Annotated in this window: 16 protein-coding genes; 13 read left to right on the forward strand and 3 right to left on the reverse strand. The window is 68.9% G+C overall.

Features of this window, described 5'->3' with window-relative positions; translation table 11 throughout:
- Positions 1-222: 222 nt before the first annotated feature.
- Positions 223-1569 carry a hypothetical protein gene (locus AB0J71_RS28735; protein ID WP_364416888.1) on the reverse strand — a complete coding sequence of 449 codons (1347 nt, stop codon included), beginning with the start codon at positions 1567-1569 and terminating at the stop codon, positions 223-225.
- A 254-nt stretch (positions 1570-1823) separates the two neighbouring features.
- Here AB0J71_RS28735 and rpsP point away from each other — a divergent pair, with 254 nt between their 5' ends.
- The 13 genes from rpsP (at position 1824) to AB0J71_RS28800 (ending at position 12499) form a co-directional block, all read left to right on the forward strand.
- Positions 1824-2273, forward strand: coding sequence for a 30S ribosomal protein S16 (gene rpsP / locus AB0J71_RS28740; RefSeq protein ID WP_352329496.1), 450 nt, complete (start codon positions 1824-1826; stop codon positions 2271-2273).
- 1 nt (position 2274) lies between these two features.
- On the forward strand, positions 2275-2520 hold the full coding sequence (locus tag AB0J71_RS28745) for an RNA-binding protein (RefSeq protein ID WP_020546537.1): 246 nt from the start codon (positions 2275-2277) through the stop codon (positions 2518-2520).
- 74 nt (positions 2521-2594) lie between these two features.
- Positions 2595-3095 carry a ribosome maturation factor RimM gene (gene rimM, locus AB0J71_RS28750; RefSeq protein WP_352329494.1) on the forward strand — a complete coding sequence of 167 codons (501 nt, stop codon included), beginning with the start codon at positions 2595-2597 and terminating at the stop codon, positions 3093-3095.
- Entirely contained in the window at positions 3095-3874 is a 780-nt protein-coding gene (gene trmD, locus AB0J71_RS28755; protein WP_364416890.1) for a tRNA (guanosine(37)-N1)-methyltransferase TrmD, read from the forward strand. The genes rimM and trmD overlap by 1 nt, the downstream gene beginning before the upstream one ends.
- A 137-nt stretch (positions 3875-4011) precedes the next feature.
- Entirely contained in the window at positions 4012-4374 is a 363-nt protein-coding gene (rplS, locus tag AB0J71_RS28760; RefSeq protein WP_352329490.1) for a 50S ribosomal protein L19, read from the forward strand.
- 142 nt (positions 4375-4516) lie between these two features.
- The gene (gene lepB / locus AB0J71_RS28765; protein WP_364389018.1) at positions 4517-5374 is read left to right on the forward strand and encodes a signal peptidase I; all 858 of its coding nucleotides are present in this window, start codon (positions 4517-4519) and stop codon (positions 5372-5374) included.
- A complete protein-coding gene (lepB, locus tag AB0J71_RS28770; RefSeq protein WP_352330985.1) occupies positions 5374-5970 on the forward strand; it encodes a signal peptidase I in 597 nt (198 codons plus the stop codon). Before lepB (AB0J71_RS28765) ends, lepB (AB0J71_RS28770) begins: the two co-directional genes overlap by 1 nt.
- 50 nt (positions 5971-6020) lie before the next feature.
- A complete protein-coding gene (locus tag AB0J71_RS28775) occupies positions 6021-6689 on the forward strand; it encodes a ribonuclease HII (protein WP_364416892.1) in 669 nt (222 codons plus the stop codon).
- A 39-nt stretch (positions 6690-6728) separates the two neighbouring features.
- Positions 6729-7052, forward strand: coding sequence for a DUF2469 domain-containing protein (locus AB0J71_RS28780; protein ID WP_026215037.1), 324 nt, complete (start codon positions 6729-6731; stop codon positions 7050-7052).
- Between the two features lie 873 nt (positions 7053-7925).
- On the forward strand, positions 7926-8279 hold the full coding sequence (locus AB0J71_RS28785) for a YraN family protein (protein WP_352323792.1): 354 nt from the start codon (positions 7926-7928) through the stop codon (positions 8277-8279).
- Entirely contained in the window at positions 8280-9821 is a 1542-nt protein-coding gene (locus tag AB0J71_RS28790) for a YifB family Mg chelatase-like AAA ATPase (protein ID WP_352323793.1), read from the forward strand.
- A 90-nt stretch (positions 9822-9911) separates the two neighbouring features.
- Positions 9912-11162: a DNA-processing protein DprA gene (gene dprA, locus AB0J71_RS28795; protein ID WP_364416895.1), complete on the forward strand. Its 1251-nt coding sequence runs from the start codon at positions 9912-9914 to the stop codon at positions 11160-11162.
- Positions 11163-11614: 452 nt separating this feature from the next.
- A complete protein-coding gene (locus AB0J71_RS28800) occupies positions 11615-12499 on the forward strand; it encodes a tyrosine recombinase XerC (protein WP_352323814.1) in 885 nt (294 codons plus the stop codon).
- 1256 nt (positions 12500-13755) lie between these two features.
- Here AB0J71_RS28800 and AB0J71_RS28805 read toward each other — a convergent pair.
- A complete protein-coding gene (locus AB0J71_RS28805) occupies positions 13756-15165 on the reverse strand; it encodes a peptidoglycan DD-metalloendopeptidase family protein (protein ID WP_352323795.1) in 1410 nt (469 codons plus the stop codon).
- Positions 15166-15422: 257 nt separating this feature from the next.
- Entirely contained in the window at positions 15423-16745 is a 1323-nt protein-coding gene (locus AB0J71_RS28810; protein ID WP_352323796.1) for an MFS transporter, read from the reverse strand.
- Positions 16746-16961: the final 216 nt, after the last annotated feature.

Consider the following 16961-nt stretch of genomic DNA (forward strand, 5'->3'; position numbering starts at 1 on the left):
GGCCCTGCTCCGACGGGCGGACTTGGTGCTGGTGGTTTCGCCGTTGCTCTTGCGCGCGGCGGCCTTTCTCACGTCGGCCCCTGCTCGCGCCGGCTCCCTGATGGTGGTCCGCGCGTCGGGGCTGCGTCGCTGTTCTCCGGTGCGTGGGCGCTGGTCCGAACGGGGGCGCGCCCGGGACCGTGGTGGGTCACCGGGCGCGGATGTGAGGCCGTTCGGCCTGCTCTAACGGCAAAGGAGCATCCACTGCAGAGCGGGGTCCATGAGGAGCCAGCCTGAGGCGGCCGTTACGGGCATCCACATCGGCAGGCCGGTGAGCGGCGACCTCTGGGTTACCCAGGCGTCTTCGTGCGCCGGGCCGAACTCGCCGCCGTGGTCGGCGGGCCAGTGATGACCGTTGGGGCCGCCGTGGTGGTGTGGCTCATGCGGGATGTGCGGCCACTCGCAAGGTGGCCAGTAGCTGTGCTCGTACGGCTTGTGAGTCTTGTGCGGCTTGTGGGTGCAGTCATGCGTGGGCGTTGGGCTCGGCGTGGGCGTCGGAGTCGGGGTGGGCGTCGGGTTCGGCGTCGGAGTGACGGTGGGTGTCGGCGTCACCGTGGGGGTCGCGGTGGGTGTCGGCGTGACGGTGGGCGTCGGTGTCACGGTCGGCGTGGGCATGGGCGTCGGTGTCACGGTCGGCGTCACGGTGGGCGTGGGCGTCACCGTGGGCGTGACCGTGGGTGTCGGGGTCACCGTGGGGGTCACCGTGGGGGTGGGCGTCACGGTGGGCGTCGGAGTGACGGTGGGCGTGGGTGTCGGGGTCACCGTGGGCGTGATCGTGGGTGTCGGGGTGGGCTGGTTGGGGACGCAGTTGACCTCCACCCGGCCGATGGTGACCTCCGTGAGCGGCCCCTCGTAGACGACGTTCCCGTCGGCGTCCCGCAGGGTGGCCGAGATCGAGATCGTCATGTCCGCCTCGGCGGAGGTCGCGTCGTTCGTCGTGGCGTTGTCGGTCCTGACGACCGTCAGGATCCCGTCGTACACGCCGGGGTACCCGAGCTGCGCGCCCGTCGCGGGCACCTCCGTGGTCCCCTGCTCCACGGGCACGCCGAGCACCGTGATGGTCCCCGGCGCCGCCTGTACGGATGCCATCGCCGGAGCCGGCGGCGTGCACCGCGCGTGCGTCTCCACGTTGCCCGTGACCAGCAGCGGCTCGGACGCGTCCGGGTTGAGCTGAAGGGTGTTGACGACCAGTTGCGCGCTGGCCTCCCAGACGTCCGGCGCGTCGAGGCCGTCGGCCTGGATCTGTTCGTTGGCCAGGCTGACGAAGTCGGTGACCCCGTCGGGGTCGCTCCAGTCGCCGGTGTCGGTGCCGGGGTCGGGCCCGACGGACGCGGTGCCCCAGGTGCCGGAGAAACCCGGCTGGCCCAGTTCCGGGATCTCGGTGACGGTCAGGCCGATACCGTTGGCGTTGGCGAACTCGCCCGCCGCGGCGGTGGCCGTAAGCCCGAACAAGGCGCCGGTGAGCAGGACGGACGCGCCGGCGGTGAGCAGCCGCGCGCGCGTGAACAGCGGATTGGTCGTGGTGGTCACCCACCCATTCCGCAGGGAAGTTGATCAAGTCGGGCGAGGTGACACGCGCCCCTTGCCGAGCCTTTGCCGCGGCCTGCCGGGACAGGTCGAAGGCACTGTCCGCGGTCTGGCAGAATGACATGTTGGAACATCGTGACCAGGTGGGTGCCCTCTCATCTCCTGCCGGCCACGCCTGTCCCTGGAACGTCCTCTCATCGTGCCCCACTCGATGAGGTGCCGTTCACCCACGCTCGAATGCAGGAGAGACCACACCAGTGGCAGTCAAGATCAAGCTCAAGCGGCTCGGCATGATCCGCAACGCTCAGTACCGAATCGTCGTCGCCGACAGCCGCACCAAGCGTGACGGCCGGGCGATCGAGGAGATCGGCCTGTACCACCCGAAGGAAAACCCTTCGCGCATCGAGGTCAACGCCGAGCGTGCGGCCTACTGGCTGGGTGTCGGCGCGCAGCCGACCGAGCCGGTGCTCAAGCTGCTCAAGCTCACCGGTGACTGGCAGAAGTTCAAGGGCGAGGCCGCCCCGGCGCCGCTGCTGGTCGCCGAGCCCGCGCCCGACCGTCACGCCCTCTACGAGGCCGCGGCCAAGGAGGCGCTGTCCGGTGGCGACACCGGCACGGCCGCCACCACGGCGCCCAAGCGTGCCAAGAAGAAGGAAGAGGCTGAGGCCGCCCCCGCCGCCGAGACCCCGACCGAGGGCGAGGGCTGACGTGCTCGAGGAGGCTCTCGAGCACCTCGTTAAGGGCATCGTCGAACATCCCGACGATGTCCGGGTCCGCGCTCGCCGCATTCGCAGCGGGCGCGTCCTGGAGGTCCGGGTGCACCCCGAGGACCTGGGCAAGGTCATCGGACGCGGCGGGCGCACCGCCAAGGCGCTGCGCACCGTTGTGAACGCCCTGGCCGACGGGAAGTACGTACGGGTCGATCTGCTCGACCTGGACGAAGCAGTCCGTTAGCGTCAGGAATTCGCGCCCTCATCGGTCCCGAAAGGGCTGATGGGGGCGCTTGCGTTAGGAGAAGGTGGGTTTACGTGCAGCTGGTCGTCGGCCGGATAGGCCGTCCGCACGGTGTACGCGGCGAGGTGACCGTGGAGGTGCGCACCGACGATCCCGAGCTGCGCTTCGCCGAGGGCGTGGCCGTCGCGACCGACCCGGCGAGCGCGGGGCCGCTCGTGGTCGAGAGCCGCCGCTGGCACAAGGGCGTGCTGCTGATCGCGTTCGAGGGCGTGCACGGCCGTGACGCGGCCGAGGAGCTCCGGGGCACCATGCTGGTCATCGACTCGGCCGACGTGGAGTCGTCGGACGACCCGGACGAGTTCCACGACCACCAGCTCGTCGGGCTGGCGGTGGAGACCGTGTCGGGCGAGGCCGTCGGCGAGGTCACCGACGTGCTGCACCACGGCCAGGACCTGCTGGTCGTGCGCCGGCGCGGGCAGGACGACGCGCTCATCCCGTTCGTCAAGGCCCTGGTGCCCGAGGTCGATCTGACGGGCGGGCGCCTGGTCGTCGACCCGCCAGAGGGCCTGCTGTGATGCGCCTCGACATCATCTCCATCTTCCCCGAGTACTTCGCCCCGCTCGACGTCTCGCTGATCGGCAAGGCGCGCGAGCGCGGCACCCTCGACGTACGCGTCCACCAGCTCCGCGACTGGGCGCACGACGTGCACAGGACGGTCGACGACACGCCGTACGGCGGCGGTCCCGGCATGGTGATGAAGCCCGAGGTCTGGGGCGAGGCCATCGACTCGGTGATCGGCGACGGCGCGCCGCGGGTCATCGTGCCGACGCCGAGCGGGCGGCCGTTCACCCAGGAGACGGCCCAGGAGCTGGCCGCCGAGCCGTGGCTGCTGTTCGCCTGCGGGCGTTACGAGGGCATCGACTCGCGGGTCATGGCCGAGTACGGCGCCCGGCTGCGCGTCGACGAGGTCAGCATCGGCGACTACGTGCTGGCCGGCGGCGAGGTCGCGGTGCTGGTGATGGTCGAGGCCGTCGGCAGGCTGCTGCCCGGCGTGCTGGGCAACGCCCAGTCGGCCGTGGACGACTCCTTCGCGCCGGGTTCGATGCAGAACCTGGTCGAGGGCCCGGTCTACACCAAGCCGCCGGTCTGGCGCGGGCACGAGGTGCCCGCGGTGCTGCTGTCCGGACATCACGGAAAAGTCGCCCGATGGCGACGGGACGAGGCGCTCCGGCGTACGGTGCGGAACCGGCCGGAACTGGCCGCGGCACTCGATCCCGAGACGCTCGACAAGCACGACAGGAAGCTGCTCGACGAGCTCTCGTTTCGCGTCCGGCCGGAAGATGTGGCAAACTGAATCGCTGCCGACCATCACACGGTTGGTCCGTCATGCCCGGGTAACGGTCCCGGGTTCATCAAATCAGCAAGCGTGTCCGCCGCGAGCTCCGGCCGGGTGGACCTCCGCGTGCTCGCGAGGACTTGAGGACAGCTCTCATGCACACGAAGATCCAGGAGCTCGAGAAGGCGACCCTTCGGAGCGACGTCCCGGCGTTCCGCCCCGGTGACACGCTCGAGGTCCACGTACGAGTCGTCGAAGGCAACCGCTCCCGTATCCAGGTCTTCAAGGGCTTCGTGCTGCGCCGGCAGGGCAGCGGCGCCCGCGAGACCTTCACGGTCCGCAAGGTCAGCTACGGCGTCGGCGTCGAGCGCACCTTCCCGGTGCACAGCCCGGTCATCGAGAAGATCGTGCTCGTGACCCGCGGTGACGTGCGTCGCGCCAAGCTCTACTACATGCGCGACCTGCGCGGCAAGGCCGCCCGTATCCGCGAGAAGCGTGAGACCGCGCCCGCGAAGTAACCCCAATCTTTTCCGAAAGGCCCGTGCACCGCACGGGCCTTTCGGCTTTGCGGGGCCATTTCCTTTATGTGGAGCGACTCGTGCGTGGGTGTAACGTCGGTCGAGGCTTGTCGAGCCGTTCCATCATCTAGGCTCGTCAGCGATGACAAGCGAAGACCAGGAGTACGGCGCTTCGCGCCGCCCTGTCGAGGACGAGGTGGACGTGGTCGCCGAAGAGACTCAGAAGCCGGCAAAGGGCGACAAGGAGAAGAAGGGGTCGTTCTGGAAAGAACTTCCCGTTCTTGTCGTTGTGGCTCTCGTGCTGGCCCTGATCATCAAGACGTTCGTGATCCAGGCCTTCTACATTCCGTCGGAGTCCATGGAGAACACCCTGCTCAAGAACGACAGGGTCCTGGTCAACAAGCTCGTCTACCACACCCGTGACATCGAGCGCGGCGACGTGGTCGTCTTCTCCGGCGTCGACTCCTGGGACGGCGAGTTCGAGGTCGAGGAGCCGTCCAACCCGATCGCGGCCTTCTTCCGCTGGGTCGGCACGGCCTTCGGCGTCGTCCCCGGCGAGAAGGACTACATCAAGCGGGTCATCGGCGTGGGCGGCGACCACGTCAAGTGCTGCGACTCCAAGGGGCGCATCACGGTCAACGGCACGGCCATCGACGAGGAGAGCTACCTCTATCCGGGCAACGTGCCGTCCGACAGGTTCTTCGACATCACCGTGCCGCCCGGGCGGCTGTGGGTGATGGGCGACCACCGTTCCGTCTCGCTCGACTCCCGCTCGCACACCGGCGACCAGGGCGGCGGCTCGATTCCCGAAGGTCAGGTCATCGGCCGGGCCTTCGTGATCGTCTGGCCGTTCAACCGGGCGGGCGTGTTGTCCATACCCGACACCTTCGCGCAGCCCGCGCTTCAGGCACTCGGAGGCTCCGTACCGCTGGTGGCCGGGTTCGGGCTGGCCGTACCCTTGGTCCTGGTTCGTCGGCGCCGGTTGGGGAGGAAGCGCTGATGGCCGTCACCAAGAAGGCGGAGGGCGTGGCCAAAGAGAAGAAAAAGGGCGGTTTCCGGGAGACCGTCCTGCTGCTAGTGCTCGGCGTGGGCATCGCGTTGTTGCTCCAGGCGTTCGTGATCGGGTCGTTCTACATCCCGTCGGAGTCGATGGAGAACACCCTGCTCATCAACGACCGGGTCTTCGTCAACAAGCTGGCGGGCGATCCCGAGCGCGGCGACATCGTGGTCTTCAAGGGCTGGCGCACCGGCGAGGACACCATCAAGCGGGTCATCGGCGTCGGCGGCGACAAGGTGGTGTGCTGCGACTCCAAGCACCGCATCAGCGTCAACGGCACGCCGCTCGACGAGGAGTCCTACCTCTACCCCGGCGACTTCGGCGGTGGCGACAAGTTCAGCGTCACCGTCCCGGCTGGCAAACTGTGGCTGATGGGCGACCACCGCACCGCCTCGGCGGACTCGCGCGCCCACATGGACGAGCCCGGCGGCGGCTTCATCTCCGTCGACGACGTGATCGGCAAGGCGGTCGTCCGCTACTGGCCGCTTTCGCGCGGCTACCTGTTCTCCACGCCCGAGACTTTCGACAAGGTCAAGTAAGGGGCTTTCGGTCGCGGTTTGCGGCGAATGGGGCGTACGCTTCGAGTGTCATGACAGTTGCGTTCCGCCCTCGACCGAGCGTCGTCCGGCGCGATTCCGGACTCTACGCCTACGAGCGGGCGCTGGCCCGCCGTGGGCTGACCCCGATCGCGGGTGTCGACGAGGCGGGCCGCGGCGCCTGCGCCGGACCGCTGGTCGTCGCGGCCGTCGTCCTGCGCAGGGAGATCGACGGTCTCGGTGACTCCAAGTTGCTGTCTCCGCTGGTGCGTGAGCGTTTGTACGACCGCGTCGTCGCGACCGCCCACGTGGGCGTCGTGGTGATCCCGGCCGCCGAGATCGACGCCCGGGGGCTGCACCGGAGCAACATCTCCGGAATGCGGCGGGCTGTGGCGCAGTTGCCATGTGATCCGGAGTACATCCTCACGGACGGCTTCCCGGTGCCCGGGATGCCCGCGCCGTCCCTGGCGGTGTGGAAGGGGGATCAGGTGGCCGCCTGCGTGGCGGCCGCGTCGATCGTGGCCAAGGTGACGAGGGACCGCCTGATGGTCGAGCTGGATCGAAGGTTCCCTCAGTACGGTTTCGCCGAGCACAAGGGGTATGTCACGCCAGGACACCGTTTGGCACTGGAGAGACATGGCCCGTGCCCCGAACACCGTTACTCCTTCGTCACGGTGGCCAGGGGCATGGGTGAAAATGAGATGGGGGCCGGGGTTGCCTGAGCAGGCGAACCGGGGGACCGGTACGACAGGAGGACCGCGATGAGCGCAGAGGATCTCGAAAAATATGAAACCGAGATGGAGCTGCAGCTTTACCGCGAATACCGTGATGTCGTCGGGTTGTTCACATACGTCGTGGAGACCGAGCGTCGGTTCTATCTGACCAACTCGGTCGATCTCGACGTCCGTACGGCGGAGAACGGCGACGTCTTCTTCGATGTGAAGATGCAGGACGCCTGGGTGTGGGACATGTACCGGCCGGCGCGGTTCGTGAAGAACGTGCGGGTGGTCACGTTCAAGGATGTGAACGTCGAAGAGCTGGCCAAGGCCGACCTGGAGATGCCCAAGGAAGGGTTCTCGGGGTAGGTCGAAGGGGCGCCGTCGAGGCGGGGCCGGTGGGATGGCGGGGGTTCTCGGTGCCTTGTGCGCATGCGACCCGCGCACCGGCACATGCTGACCATCCCCTGCTGCTCGCTGGCACCTCGTCTGCTGATTGCCGGGCATTGTCGGCACCCGCTCGGCACCCGCTCGGCACTGGCGTGGGCTTGGGCGCTCCCGCGTCCACGCCGGCGCCATCAGCACGCATTGGCCGTCATCCGGCCTGCGGTGAGTCGTCGTTGAACGCAAGGTGGGGCCGCCGGGCATGCGGAAGCGCTAGCCGGCTCGGGGTAGCGACGCCTGGCCCGCGAAAAGCGTTGGCAGCTAGCTCAAGATGAACGCCATCTGGCCCAGCACACAGGGCGTCTTTCCCCATCCCGCCGCGTGGGGCCGCCTCCCCGCCGCGTGGGACCCGCCTCCTGCCATATGCCGCCCGGCACGTGCCGCCTCGCGAAATGGTCCGCGTCGTGTCACACCATCGCCGTCAGCCGTCCGCATGGGCTTCAGGGGCTGTGGAGGGCCGCAGGGGGCGGCGCAGGGGCCGTAGGGTGCGTGGTCCGCCATCGTCCGCCGGAGCTGGGCAGTTGCAGACTCCATGGCGTGAACCATCTACGCAGGACCGTCACCCCGTATATTGCGCCTGATCAGCAACGTCCGGTTCCGTCGTCCGGCATGGGACGCACCGATGACGACGCCTCCCGGTGCCGGCAACGAGTCTCCGTTGTGGCGAGCTATCCACAAGCCGCCGCCCAGCTCTCCCGGTTATCCCCAGAACCCCGTTCGCCTCCATCTGATCTCCCCGCCATCCGCCAAGGTCGGTGACCGAACACCGCACCGACGACGGACGAAGGGACGCCACCCATGGCCCCGAAAGACGAGCTCGGCAAAGAGGGCGAGCACCTGGCCGCCATCTACCTCGAAGCCAAGGGGATGACGATCCTCGAACGCAACTGGCGCTGCCGGCGCGGCGAGATCGACATCATCGCCGTGGACGGCCAGGTCCTGGTGGTCGTCGAGGTCAAGACCAGATCGAGCAGATCCCACGGCACAGCCTTGGAATCCGTGAACCACACCAAACTGGCGCGGCTCCGCATGCTGGCCGCCAAATGGCTGTCGGCGCAGTCCCGGTCCTTCGAAGCCGTTCGCATCGACGTGATCGCCCTTGAGCGTTTCGCGGGCAACTTCGCCCTGCGCCACATACGGGGGGCGATCTAGATGGCCGTGGCCCGGACCCGCAGCGTCGCGCTGGTCGGGGTGAGCGGCCGCAGCGTCGAGGTCGAGGCCGACGTGGGCAACGGCCTGGCCGGCATCCACCTCATCGGCCTTCCCGACACGGCGCTCAGCGAGGCCCGCGACCGAGTGCGATCCGCCGTGGTCAACAGCAGTTACCCATGGCCGGACGCCCGCATCACCGTCAGCCTCTTCCCCGCCAGCCTCCCCAAGCGCGGGTCCCAGTTCGACCTCGCCATCGCCATGGCCATCCTGGGCGCCGCAGGAGTCGTCCCCGCGGAACGCATCGCCGAGCCCTTCTTCCTGGGCGAACTCGGCCTCGACGGTCGCATCAGGCCCGTGCGCGGGGTGCTCCCGTCCATCCTCGGCGCCGCGGCCGCGCACGAAGACGCCACGATCATCGTCCCGTCGGAGAACTCGGGGGAAGCCGGCCTGGTCCCCGACGTGAACGTGGTCCCGGTGGCTCACCTGCGCCAACTGGTCGAATGGCTACGCAAAGGCGACAAGCCGCCCGAACCCGTGGCCGATGACCGTGTCGACACGCCCAAGCCCGTGGCCCAGTCCGCCGTCGACCTGGCGGACGTCGTCGGCCAGCCCGTGGCCCGCCGAGCGTTGGAAGTGTGCGCCGCGGGGGGCCACAACCTGTGGATGGTGGGCCCGCCCGGCACGGGCAAGACCCTGTTGGCCGAACGCCTTCCCACCCTCCTGCCGGACCTGGAGCTCGACCACGCCCTGGAGGTCACGGCCATCCACTCGGTCGCGGGGTTGCTGCCGCCGGACAGTCCCATGATCAACCGTCCGCCGTTCGTCAGCCCCCACCACACGGCGACGGCGGCCGCCATCATCGGTGGTGGCAGCACGGTCGTCCGTCCAGGAGCGGTCTCTCTCGCGCACAGGGGCCTGCTGTTCATGGACGAGGCTCCCGAGTTCCCTCGTCACGTCCTCGACTCGTTGCGGCAACCGCTGGAGTCGGGGCGCGTCACGGTGTCCAGATCCGCGGCGTCGGTCACGTTCCCCGCCCGGTTCATGCTGGTCCTGGCGGCCAACCCGTGCCCCTGCGCCCAGGCCGACGACCAGGCCGGCGCGACGTGCCGCTGTTCGCCCACCACAAGACGCCGATACCTGGGCCGGTTGTCCGGCCCCCTCCTCGACCGCATCGACATGAAGGTCACGGTCGCCCGTTCGTCCAGACGCGAACTCCTGGCCGACCGGCACTTCGTCGAATCCAGCGAGACAGTGGCCGAACGCGTCCTGCTGGCCCGCGAACGCGCCGTCAAACGCCTGGCCCACACCCCCTGGCGGACGAACGCCGAGATCCCCTCATCCGTCCTCCACTCCGACTTCCGTCCTTCGGATGCGGCGATGAAGCCCATGACCTCCTGCCTCGACTCGGGCTCACTCACCGCCCGCGGCCTCGACCGCACGCTGCGCGTCGCCTGGACCCTCGCCGACCTCGCCGGCAAGGACCGCCCAGAAGAGGACGAGACCACCGCAGCCCTCGGCTTCTGGCTCGGAGTACGACCGTGACCCCGGCCAACCGCTTGCCCACGAACCCGCCCATGAAATCACCAGGAGGCCCCTGTGACCAGTCCAGAGCATGAGGCACGTGCGGCCCTCATGCGAGCCGCCGACGTGGGCGACACGGCCATGGGCCGTCTGGTGGCGCACCTCGGTGCCTCCGGAGCGGTGGAGGCGATCCGCGAGCGCGCACTTCCACCGGCCTTCACCGCCCGGGAGTCCCGGCAGGAACGTCCGTGTGACCTGTCGGGGCGGCTGAACGCCTGGTTCCTTAGGCTGGCGGCGTCGAAGCCCGCCGCCGATCTGGAGGCCGGTGAGAAGCACGGAGCCAGGCTGATCGTCCCCGGCGATCCCGAATGGCCCACGCAACTGGACGATCTCGGCCCGAGCCGCCCCCTCGGCCTCTGGTTGCACGGCACGGCAGACCTCCGTTTCGCCTGCCTGCAGTCCGTGGCCGTCGTAGGAGCCCGGGCCGCCACCCAGTACGGCCTGCACATCGCGGCCAACTTCGGCATCGGCCTCAGCGAAGCGGGCTGGTCCGTCGTCTCCGGCGGCGCCTACGGGGTGGACGGCGCGGCCCACAAGGGCGCCCTGCTGGGCGGCTCGCCCACGGTGGTCGTTCTCGCCTGCGGAGTGGACATCTGCTACCCGAGCGGCCACCAGGAGCTCTTCGCCCAAGCCCGCGAGCAGGGCGTCGTGATGAGCGAATGCCCGCCCGGCGTCCACCCCACCCGTGCCCGCTTCCTGATCAGGAACCGCCTCATCGCCGCCCTGACCAGGGGCACGGCCGTCGTGGAGGCAGCCCTGCGCAGCGGTGCCCTGAACACCGCCGGCCACGCGCTCACTCTCAACCGGCACCTGGGCGCCGTGCCCGGGCCCACCACGTCCGCGTTGTCGGCCGGCTGTCACAAGCTCCTGCGCGAACGCAAGGCGGTCTGTGTCACCACTCCGGAGGAAATGATCGAACTCGTCGGCGTCATCGGCGACGACCTGGCCCCCCAGACCCGGACGCCCGTCGTCCCCCGCGACGGTCTGAACGAATCCACCAAGAGAGTCCTGGACGCCATCCCCACCCGCGGAGGCGCCGGCCCGGCGTCGATAGCGGTCTCAGCGGGCGTCAGCATGGACATCACGCTGAGCGCCCTGGGCGGTTTGGCCGCGGCCGGATACATAGAACGAGCTGGCGGCGGTTGGCGCCTACGCAAAACCACATCGAGCTACTCGAAAGCCCCAGAAACCATGGCCCTGGCCCCACCCCCGGCCAACGAAGCCCCAGCCACAGACCTCCCGCCACCTGCGGAAGACGACACCCCACCCCCGCCCCATCCCGAAGAACTCGCACTCCCCTAGCTGACCAACCCTTGCGACGTAGGGGCATGCGGCACCACCGATGTGATGGCCACCAAGACCCAGGCGGAGAGTTCATGGGGTGAGATGGTGGGGGACGGGGGCATGGAAGCGACCGAAAATGACTGACATGTGGGTAATGCGATGCTCAACCGCGCGCCGTAGCCGCCGTACGTGCCGTGCCGTGCCAGGCCGCTCGGACGGACGCTCGGGAGGTTGAGCTGCACACGGCCCCATAGCGAGCCCGAGGCATCGGGCGGCACAGCAGTGACAAGTAATGGCGAACGTTCGTGGGGACAGTGGGTGAAGCCTTGAACAACGACCTGAACGACAACCTGAACCGCGACGTGAATGACAGCCTGAGCAGCGACCCGAATCACGATCTGAACCTCGACCTGAACCCGGATGTGAACGCCGGCCTGAATCGTGCTCTGAACCCTGATCTGAACCGTGACTTGGATGCCGACGAAGTGCTTGCCGAGTTCGAGAGATATTTGCGGTTCGAGCGAGACCTTTCCTCACATACGGTGCGCGCCTACCTCTCCGACATCACCGCCCTGCTCGACCACCTCCGTGGACGGCTTGACGGCCTGGACATCAGCGAGCTGCGAGGCTGGCTGGCCGACCAGCACAGTGCGGGCAAGGCAAGAGCCACGCTGGCCCGCAGAACGGCCTGCGTCCGTACCTTCACCGCGTACTGCCACCGCCGGGGTTGGCTGGCGGCCGACCCCGGCTTGTTGTTGGGCAGCGCCAAGGCGCCACGTCCCTTGCCTGCCGTGCTCGACCAGGAACAGGCGCAGACCGTCCTGAGCGCGCCGCAGTCCACCGGCGATCCCAAGGACCTTCGAGACCAGGCCATCCTTGAGCTTCTGTACGCCACAGGTGTGCGCGTGGGTGAGCTCTGCGCGCTCGATGTCGATGACGTGGACCGGGACCGGCATGTCATCAGGGTCCTGGGCAAGGGACGAAAGGAGCGTTCCGTGCCGTTCGGGCTGCCGGCGCTTCGAGCTCTGGACCGGTGGTGCATCAACGGGCGTCCCATCTGGGTTCGGGAACGCTCCGGGCCGGCCCTCTTCCTCGGAGTCCGTGGCGGCCGGATCGACGCCGGCACCGTACGACGGGTGGTGCACGCGCGGCTGGCCCAGACCGAGGGCGCCCCGGACATGGGCCCACACGGACTGCGGCACACCGCGGCAACCCACCTGCTCGAAGGGGGCGCGGACCTGCGCAGCGTCCAGGAACTACTCGGTCACGCCTCCCTCAACACGACCCAGATCTACACCCACGTCTCGATCGACCGCCTCCGCACCGCATACCGCCAAGCCCACCCCCGCGCCTGACACAGACACCAGATGCCATTGCCTCCCCTCACCAACCCCTTGCTGCCCTGCTGAGCGCAAGGCAGCCTGACCCGGAATTTCGTGCGGCCCATCAGCTCCCCCTCACCAATCCCTCGCTGTCCCGCTGAGAGCAAGGGGCACAAGCCGTCGAACCAGCGCCTACAAGGGCAGACGGCCCGGCAGAGCCCCCAGGCGACGCAGCACGACGCGTTCGGGCGTGCTGCGCATTTGCGTGCTGAGCAGTTCTCGTACCGACGCCAACGGCCCAAGACTTGAAGGCCACGTCGTCCTGAGCACCCGATGGCGCGACGACACGGGAACGGCGTCGATGCGCGAGGCATGTGGAGAGGCGAGAGGCAATGATGCGACGAGCATGTTCCTGCCGCGCGGGCCGTGATGGATCCACGGTGGAGCGAGAGCGGCGGCGACCCACCTAACCGATGGTTGCTCTACCGGACAGAGGCGCGCGGGAGACGGGCGCGCGGGGACGTGGGTGACGAACAGCGGCTTGGTTGAGGGTCTGGAACTGCTGGCTGGCGCTGGTTCGCCGGACGTTCCGGATCACCTGCCGTCATCCCACAGCAGGACGCCTCTGTAGCCGGCCCGCTTCGCGGAGGAGCGGGGCACGAAGGACCGCGCACGGGAGGGGCGCGGACGGTATCCCACAGCAGGACGCCTTTGCAGCCGGCCCGCTTTGAGGAGGAGCCGGGAACGAAGGACCGGGTACGGAAGCGGCGCGGACGGTAGAGGAAGAAGCCACTCCAGTCTTGGAGGGCGTACTCGCGGGCGTGGTTTCCCGCCAGGGCCCAGCCGCCGCCCGGGAGTCTCCCGCCCCACCAGGGGGTGCAGGATCTGGCGCAGATCTAGCCACTACCAGGGCGAGTCTCGCGCTCCACCGGGGAATGCTCGGCTCCGGCGAGGGGACAGCCTCGCCCGAGCGAGCCCGGCGAGGGGCCAGCCCTCGCTCGAGTGAGTTCCTGCTTGGTGCGCCCCCTGCTGGACGAGCTTCCTCTTGCGGTGGAGAGAAGCGTCTCGCTACAGGGGAACGATGGCCATGCGGCGACTGGGCTGACCTACGGCGTTGCCGGTCGTGTTTCATCCAGCGGTGGTGAATGGGCATCTTGGTTGCCTTGAAGGAATTTATGGATTGATACGGGGGGTCGTTGTGGGGCTCTCGTCGGGAGCTTGCAGCTCTTCGGTTGTCGTGTGGGTTTGGGGGATTGAAGAGTGAGTCTTTGGAGGCGGTTTCGAGGGCATCAGGAGCGTCGTGAGGGTGGGTTGGGACGTCTGTGCACCCCTTCCGTTGGGGGTTTGCGGTGTTGGCCGGTTCTTGAGCCGTAGTGCTTGTGGGGGCGTCGGCGGCGGCGTAGGGCTGTGATCAGGAGGGCGACGCCGAGGAGGGTGCCCAGTCCGATCGCTGGGGCTGCTGACAGCGAAGCCGCATGTGTCAGGAGCCGGAGGACGGTTGCTAGGGGCCTGGCGGGGCCGCGAGTTGGCTCATGGCGCTGCTCGCGAGCTCTGGCTGATTCGTTGCGGACGGGAAGGTCGCTGGAGCGAATCTCCGGGTGGGAGGGGGTGACTTCAGGGGTGGTGAGCGGGGGCTCGGGGTTCGGCTCTGAGGCGAGGGCAATTGCCTGCAGGACTGTGGAGTAGGGGGATGGGAGCGCCTTCCGTGCGTCCGAGGATGAGTCCTGGGGTGCGAGGGCTGTGAGCAGGGGCGCGGGGAGTGGGACGAGAAGCGGGGGCGGAGGAGGCACGGGGGCATTGAGGAGCAGGTTCCGTGCCAGCGGGGGAGGCGGGTTCAGTGGCGGAGACGGGCGGTAGAGGGCGGCGGACAGGCTGGTGAGCCGAGGGAGGGCGGATGGGGGCGAGGTGATGAGTGCAAAGCCTTGCGAGAGATTGAGGGGAACATCAAGCGGGGCCTCGGAGCGTTCGACGGGGACGGCGTGGGGCGCTTCGGAGGGTTCGAGGGGGACGGCGGAGAGCGCTTCGGAAGGTACGGGGGGATTGGCCAGAAGTGCTTCGGTGGGTGGTTTGGAGGCCGGGGGGAGTAGGGGTGGGGTGATCGGGGGCGGGGCCGTCGTAGGCCAGATGGGGAGGAGGCGGATGGGGGCGTGGCCCAGGAGGAGGAGTGGGTCCAGGTAGCGGGCGCTTTGGATCAGGCCCCAGTGCAGGCATGACTCCTGGCAGTGGCCGTGTACGGCTTGTACGACCCCCAGACGGCTGCCCATCGTGACCGGCTCACCCCGCTTCACCGATGCGCTGATCGGCAGGTACGTCGTTCGGAGGCCGCCTGGGTGGTCGATCGTGACGACTCCTCTTCCGCCTACTGGACCTGCGTAGCGGACGGTGCCTGAGCCTGCGGCCAGGACGGGCGTGTCCGCGGAGGCGGCCAGGTCCATGCCGCGGTGTCCGGCCAGCCACGGTGCGGCGGGCGGGGCGAAGCGGCGCAGGATGCGGGGGTTGCCGTCGAGTGGCCAGCGCCAGGCAGGTGGTGCGGCCTTCGCCAGCAGTGGAGCCGGGGTGGCGATGGTCATGAGCATGATCGCCGTCGCGAGCACCACCAGGGAGATCACGGCACGGCGGGCCACGTTCTGCGTGCATGGTCGCGGCGGTGGTGGTGCTGAGCGAGGGGACAGGGCGGGGAGGCGTGGACGAGGGGGCATGGCGGGGAGTCTTGCCGGGAGCGACCCGCGGAGGTCGAGGCGAGCGGGATTCTGTGGACGGAGGAAGCGGTGGGGAGCCTCCTGTGGACAACTCGCGCGATGCCTAGGGGCCGTGAGCGGTGGGGGCTGGGGTCGCGGTGGTGGCGGGAGCGGGACGCGGGCTCGTAGCGGTGGCGGGAGCGGGACGCGGGATGGTGGTGGTGGCGGGAGCGAGGCGTTGGGCGGGCGCGGTGCGGGATCTGGGGGAGTGGGAGTGGCTAGATGGCTGAGTGGCGCTTGGATTCGATCAGGTTCTTCAGTGTCTGGGGAGTGGGGTCGTACGGGGGAGGGGGCGGGGTGTGGGAGATCTGAGGGCGGTTGGGGCGTAGGGGGGAGAGCCAGATCCAAAGGCTGCTCAGGGCGATGCCCGCCGCGCTCAGAAGGATCACCGGACGCAGGCCCATGAACTCGGCCAGTACGCCGCCTGTCAGGCCCCCGACGGCCAGGACGCCCTGTACGGCGAAGGTCATGGTGGCGTTCACGCGGCCGCGGAGGGCGGTGGGGGCGTCGCGGAGGGTGATCACGCCCATGCAGGTGGCGAAGGCGACCACGATGACGCCGGTCATGACGCCCGTCAGGCCCAGGACGGTGAGCTTCACCCAGAGCGGGCCGGTCAGGAGGCCGACGGCGAGGATGTCCAGCGGGAAGAACAGGACCGAGACGAGCAGGATGCGGTTCTCGCCGTAGCGCTTGGACAGGCGGGAGGTGAGCCAGGCGCCCAGGAGCCCGCCCGCGCCGCTCAGTGCCGTGAGGAAGCCGATCATTCCCTTGGGGATGTCGAGCGTGTTGACCATGTAGAGCATGTAGACGGCGATGTACGCCATGGCGAAGAAGTTGATCGTCACGCCGGCGCCCAGGACGGCTCGGAGCGTCGGGTGGGTGAGGCTGGTTCGCAGGCCCTCGACGATGTCGCGCCACATGCCGGACGAGAGGGTGGGCTCGTTGTGCTCCGGAGTGCGGATCGAGCGGAGCAGGAGGGCGGAGGCGAGGAAGGACAGCGCCTCGGCCAGTACGGCGAACGGCGCGGTGAGCGTCTGGACCAGGATGCCGGCCAGGCCGGGGCCGCTCACGGAGGCCACCGAGTACGAGGCTTGGAAACCGGCCATGGCCTCGGTGCGCTGCGACGGGGCCACGACCGCGGCTGTGTAGGGGAAGTTGGCGGATTTGAAGATGACGCCGGCCGTACCGATGACCAGGGCCACGATGATCAGCCAGGGCACGGTGAGGACACCGAGCAGCCAGGCCAGCGGGACGGTGGCGGCGGCGGCGCAGGAGACGAGTTCGCAGGCGATCATCAGCGGGCGGTGCCGGGTGAGGCGGTCGGCGATGGCGCCCGACTGGAGGCCGAACAGCAGGGCGGGCAGCGGGGCGGCGGCGGTCAGCAGCCCCATCTCGACGGGTGAGGCGGTCAGCAGCGTGATGGCGGTCAGCGGGACGGCCAGCTTGGAGACCTCCGAGCCGGTGATCGAGATCGTGCGGGCGCTCCACAGCAGGCGGTAGTCGCGCTGTTTGCGAAGGGGGAGTGGGGGCGTCGTCTCCATGCTGGAGGTCTCCGGTGGCGAGTTCGGGTGGGGGCGGGGCTTGCAGGGGCGCCGGCCGGGCGCGGCTCGGGAGGAGCGCTGGTGATGGCGGGCGGTTACCAGCCGGTGCAGGTGGTGGCTTCGGAGGAGACGAAGAGCGGTGCGGGTGGTGGTTCGGAGGGGAGGGATAGCGGTGCGGGTGGTGGGTTCGGAGGGCACCGAGAGCGGTGCGGGTGG

It is taken from the genome of Nonomuraea sp. NPDC049637, assembly GCF_040675235.1.
Taxonomy (GTDB): Bacteria; Actinomycetota; Actinomycetes; order Streptosporangiales; family Streptosporangiaceae; genus Nonomuraea.

Coding starts and splice junctions, on each gene's coding strand:
- trmD (WP_364416890.1), top strand. CDS start 3,095: ATGCGCCTCGACATCATCTCCATCTTCCCCGAGTACTTCGCCCCGCTC.
- rplS (WP_352329490.1), top strand. CDS start 4,012: ATGCACACGAAGATCCAGGAGCTCGAGAAGGCGACCCTTCGGAGCGAC.
- lepB (WP_364389018.1), top strand. CDS start 4,517: ATGACAAGCGAAGACCAGGAGTACGGCGCTTCGCGCCGCCCTGTCGAG.
- lepB (WP_352330985.1), top strand. CDS start 5,374: ATGGCCGTCACCAAGAAGGCGGAGGGCGTGGCCAAAGAGAAGAAAAAG.
- AB0J71_RS28775 (WP_364416892.1), top strand. CDS start 6,021: ATGACAGTTGCGTTCCGCCCTCGACCGAGCGTCGTCCGGCGCGATTCC.
- AB0J71_RS28780 (WP_026215037.1), top strand. CDS start 6,729: ATGAGCGCAGAGGATCTCGAAAAATATGAAACCGAGATGGAGCTGCAG.
- AB0J71_RS28785 (WP_352323792.1), top strand. CDS start 7,926: ATGGCCCCGAAAGACGAGCTCGGCAAAGAGGGCGAGCACCTGGCCGCC.
- AB0J71_RS28790 (WP_352323793.1), top strand. CDS start 8,280: ATGGCCGTGGCCCGGACCCGCAGCGTCGCGCTGGTCGGGGTGAGCGGC.
- dprA (WP_364416895.1), top strand. CDS start 9,912: ATGCGAGCCGCCGACGTGGGCGACACGGCCATGGGCCGTCTGGTGGCG.
- AB0J71_RS28805 (WP_352323795.1), bottom strand. CDS start 15,165: ATGCCCCCTCGTCCACGCCTCCCCGCCCTGTCCCCTCGCTCAGCACCA.
- AB0J71_RS28810 (WP_352323796.1), bottom strand. CDS start 16,745: ATGGAGACGACGCCCCCACTCCCCCTTCGCAAACAGCGCGACTACCGC.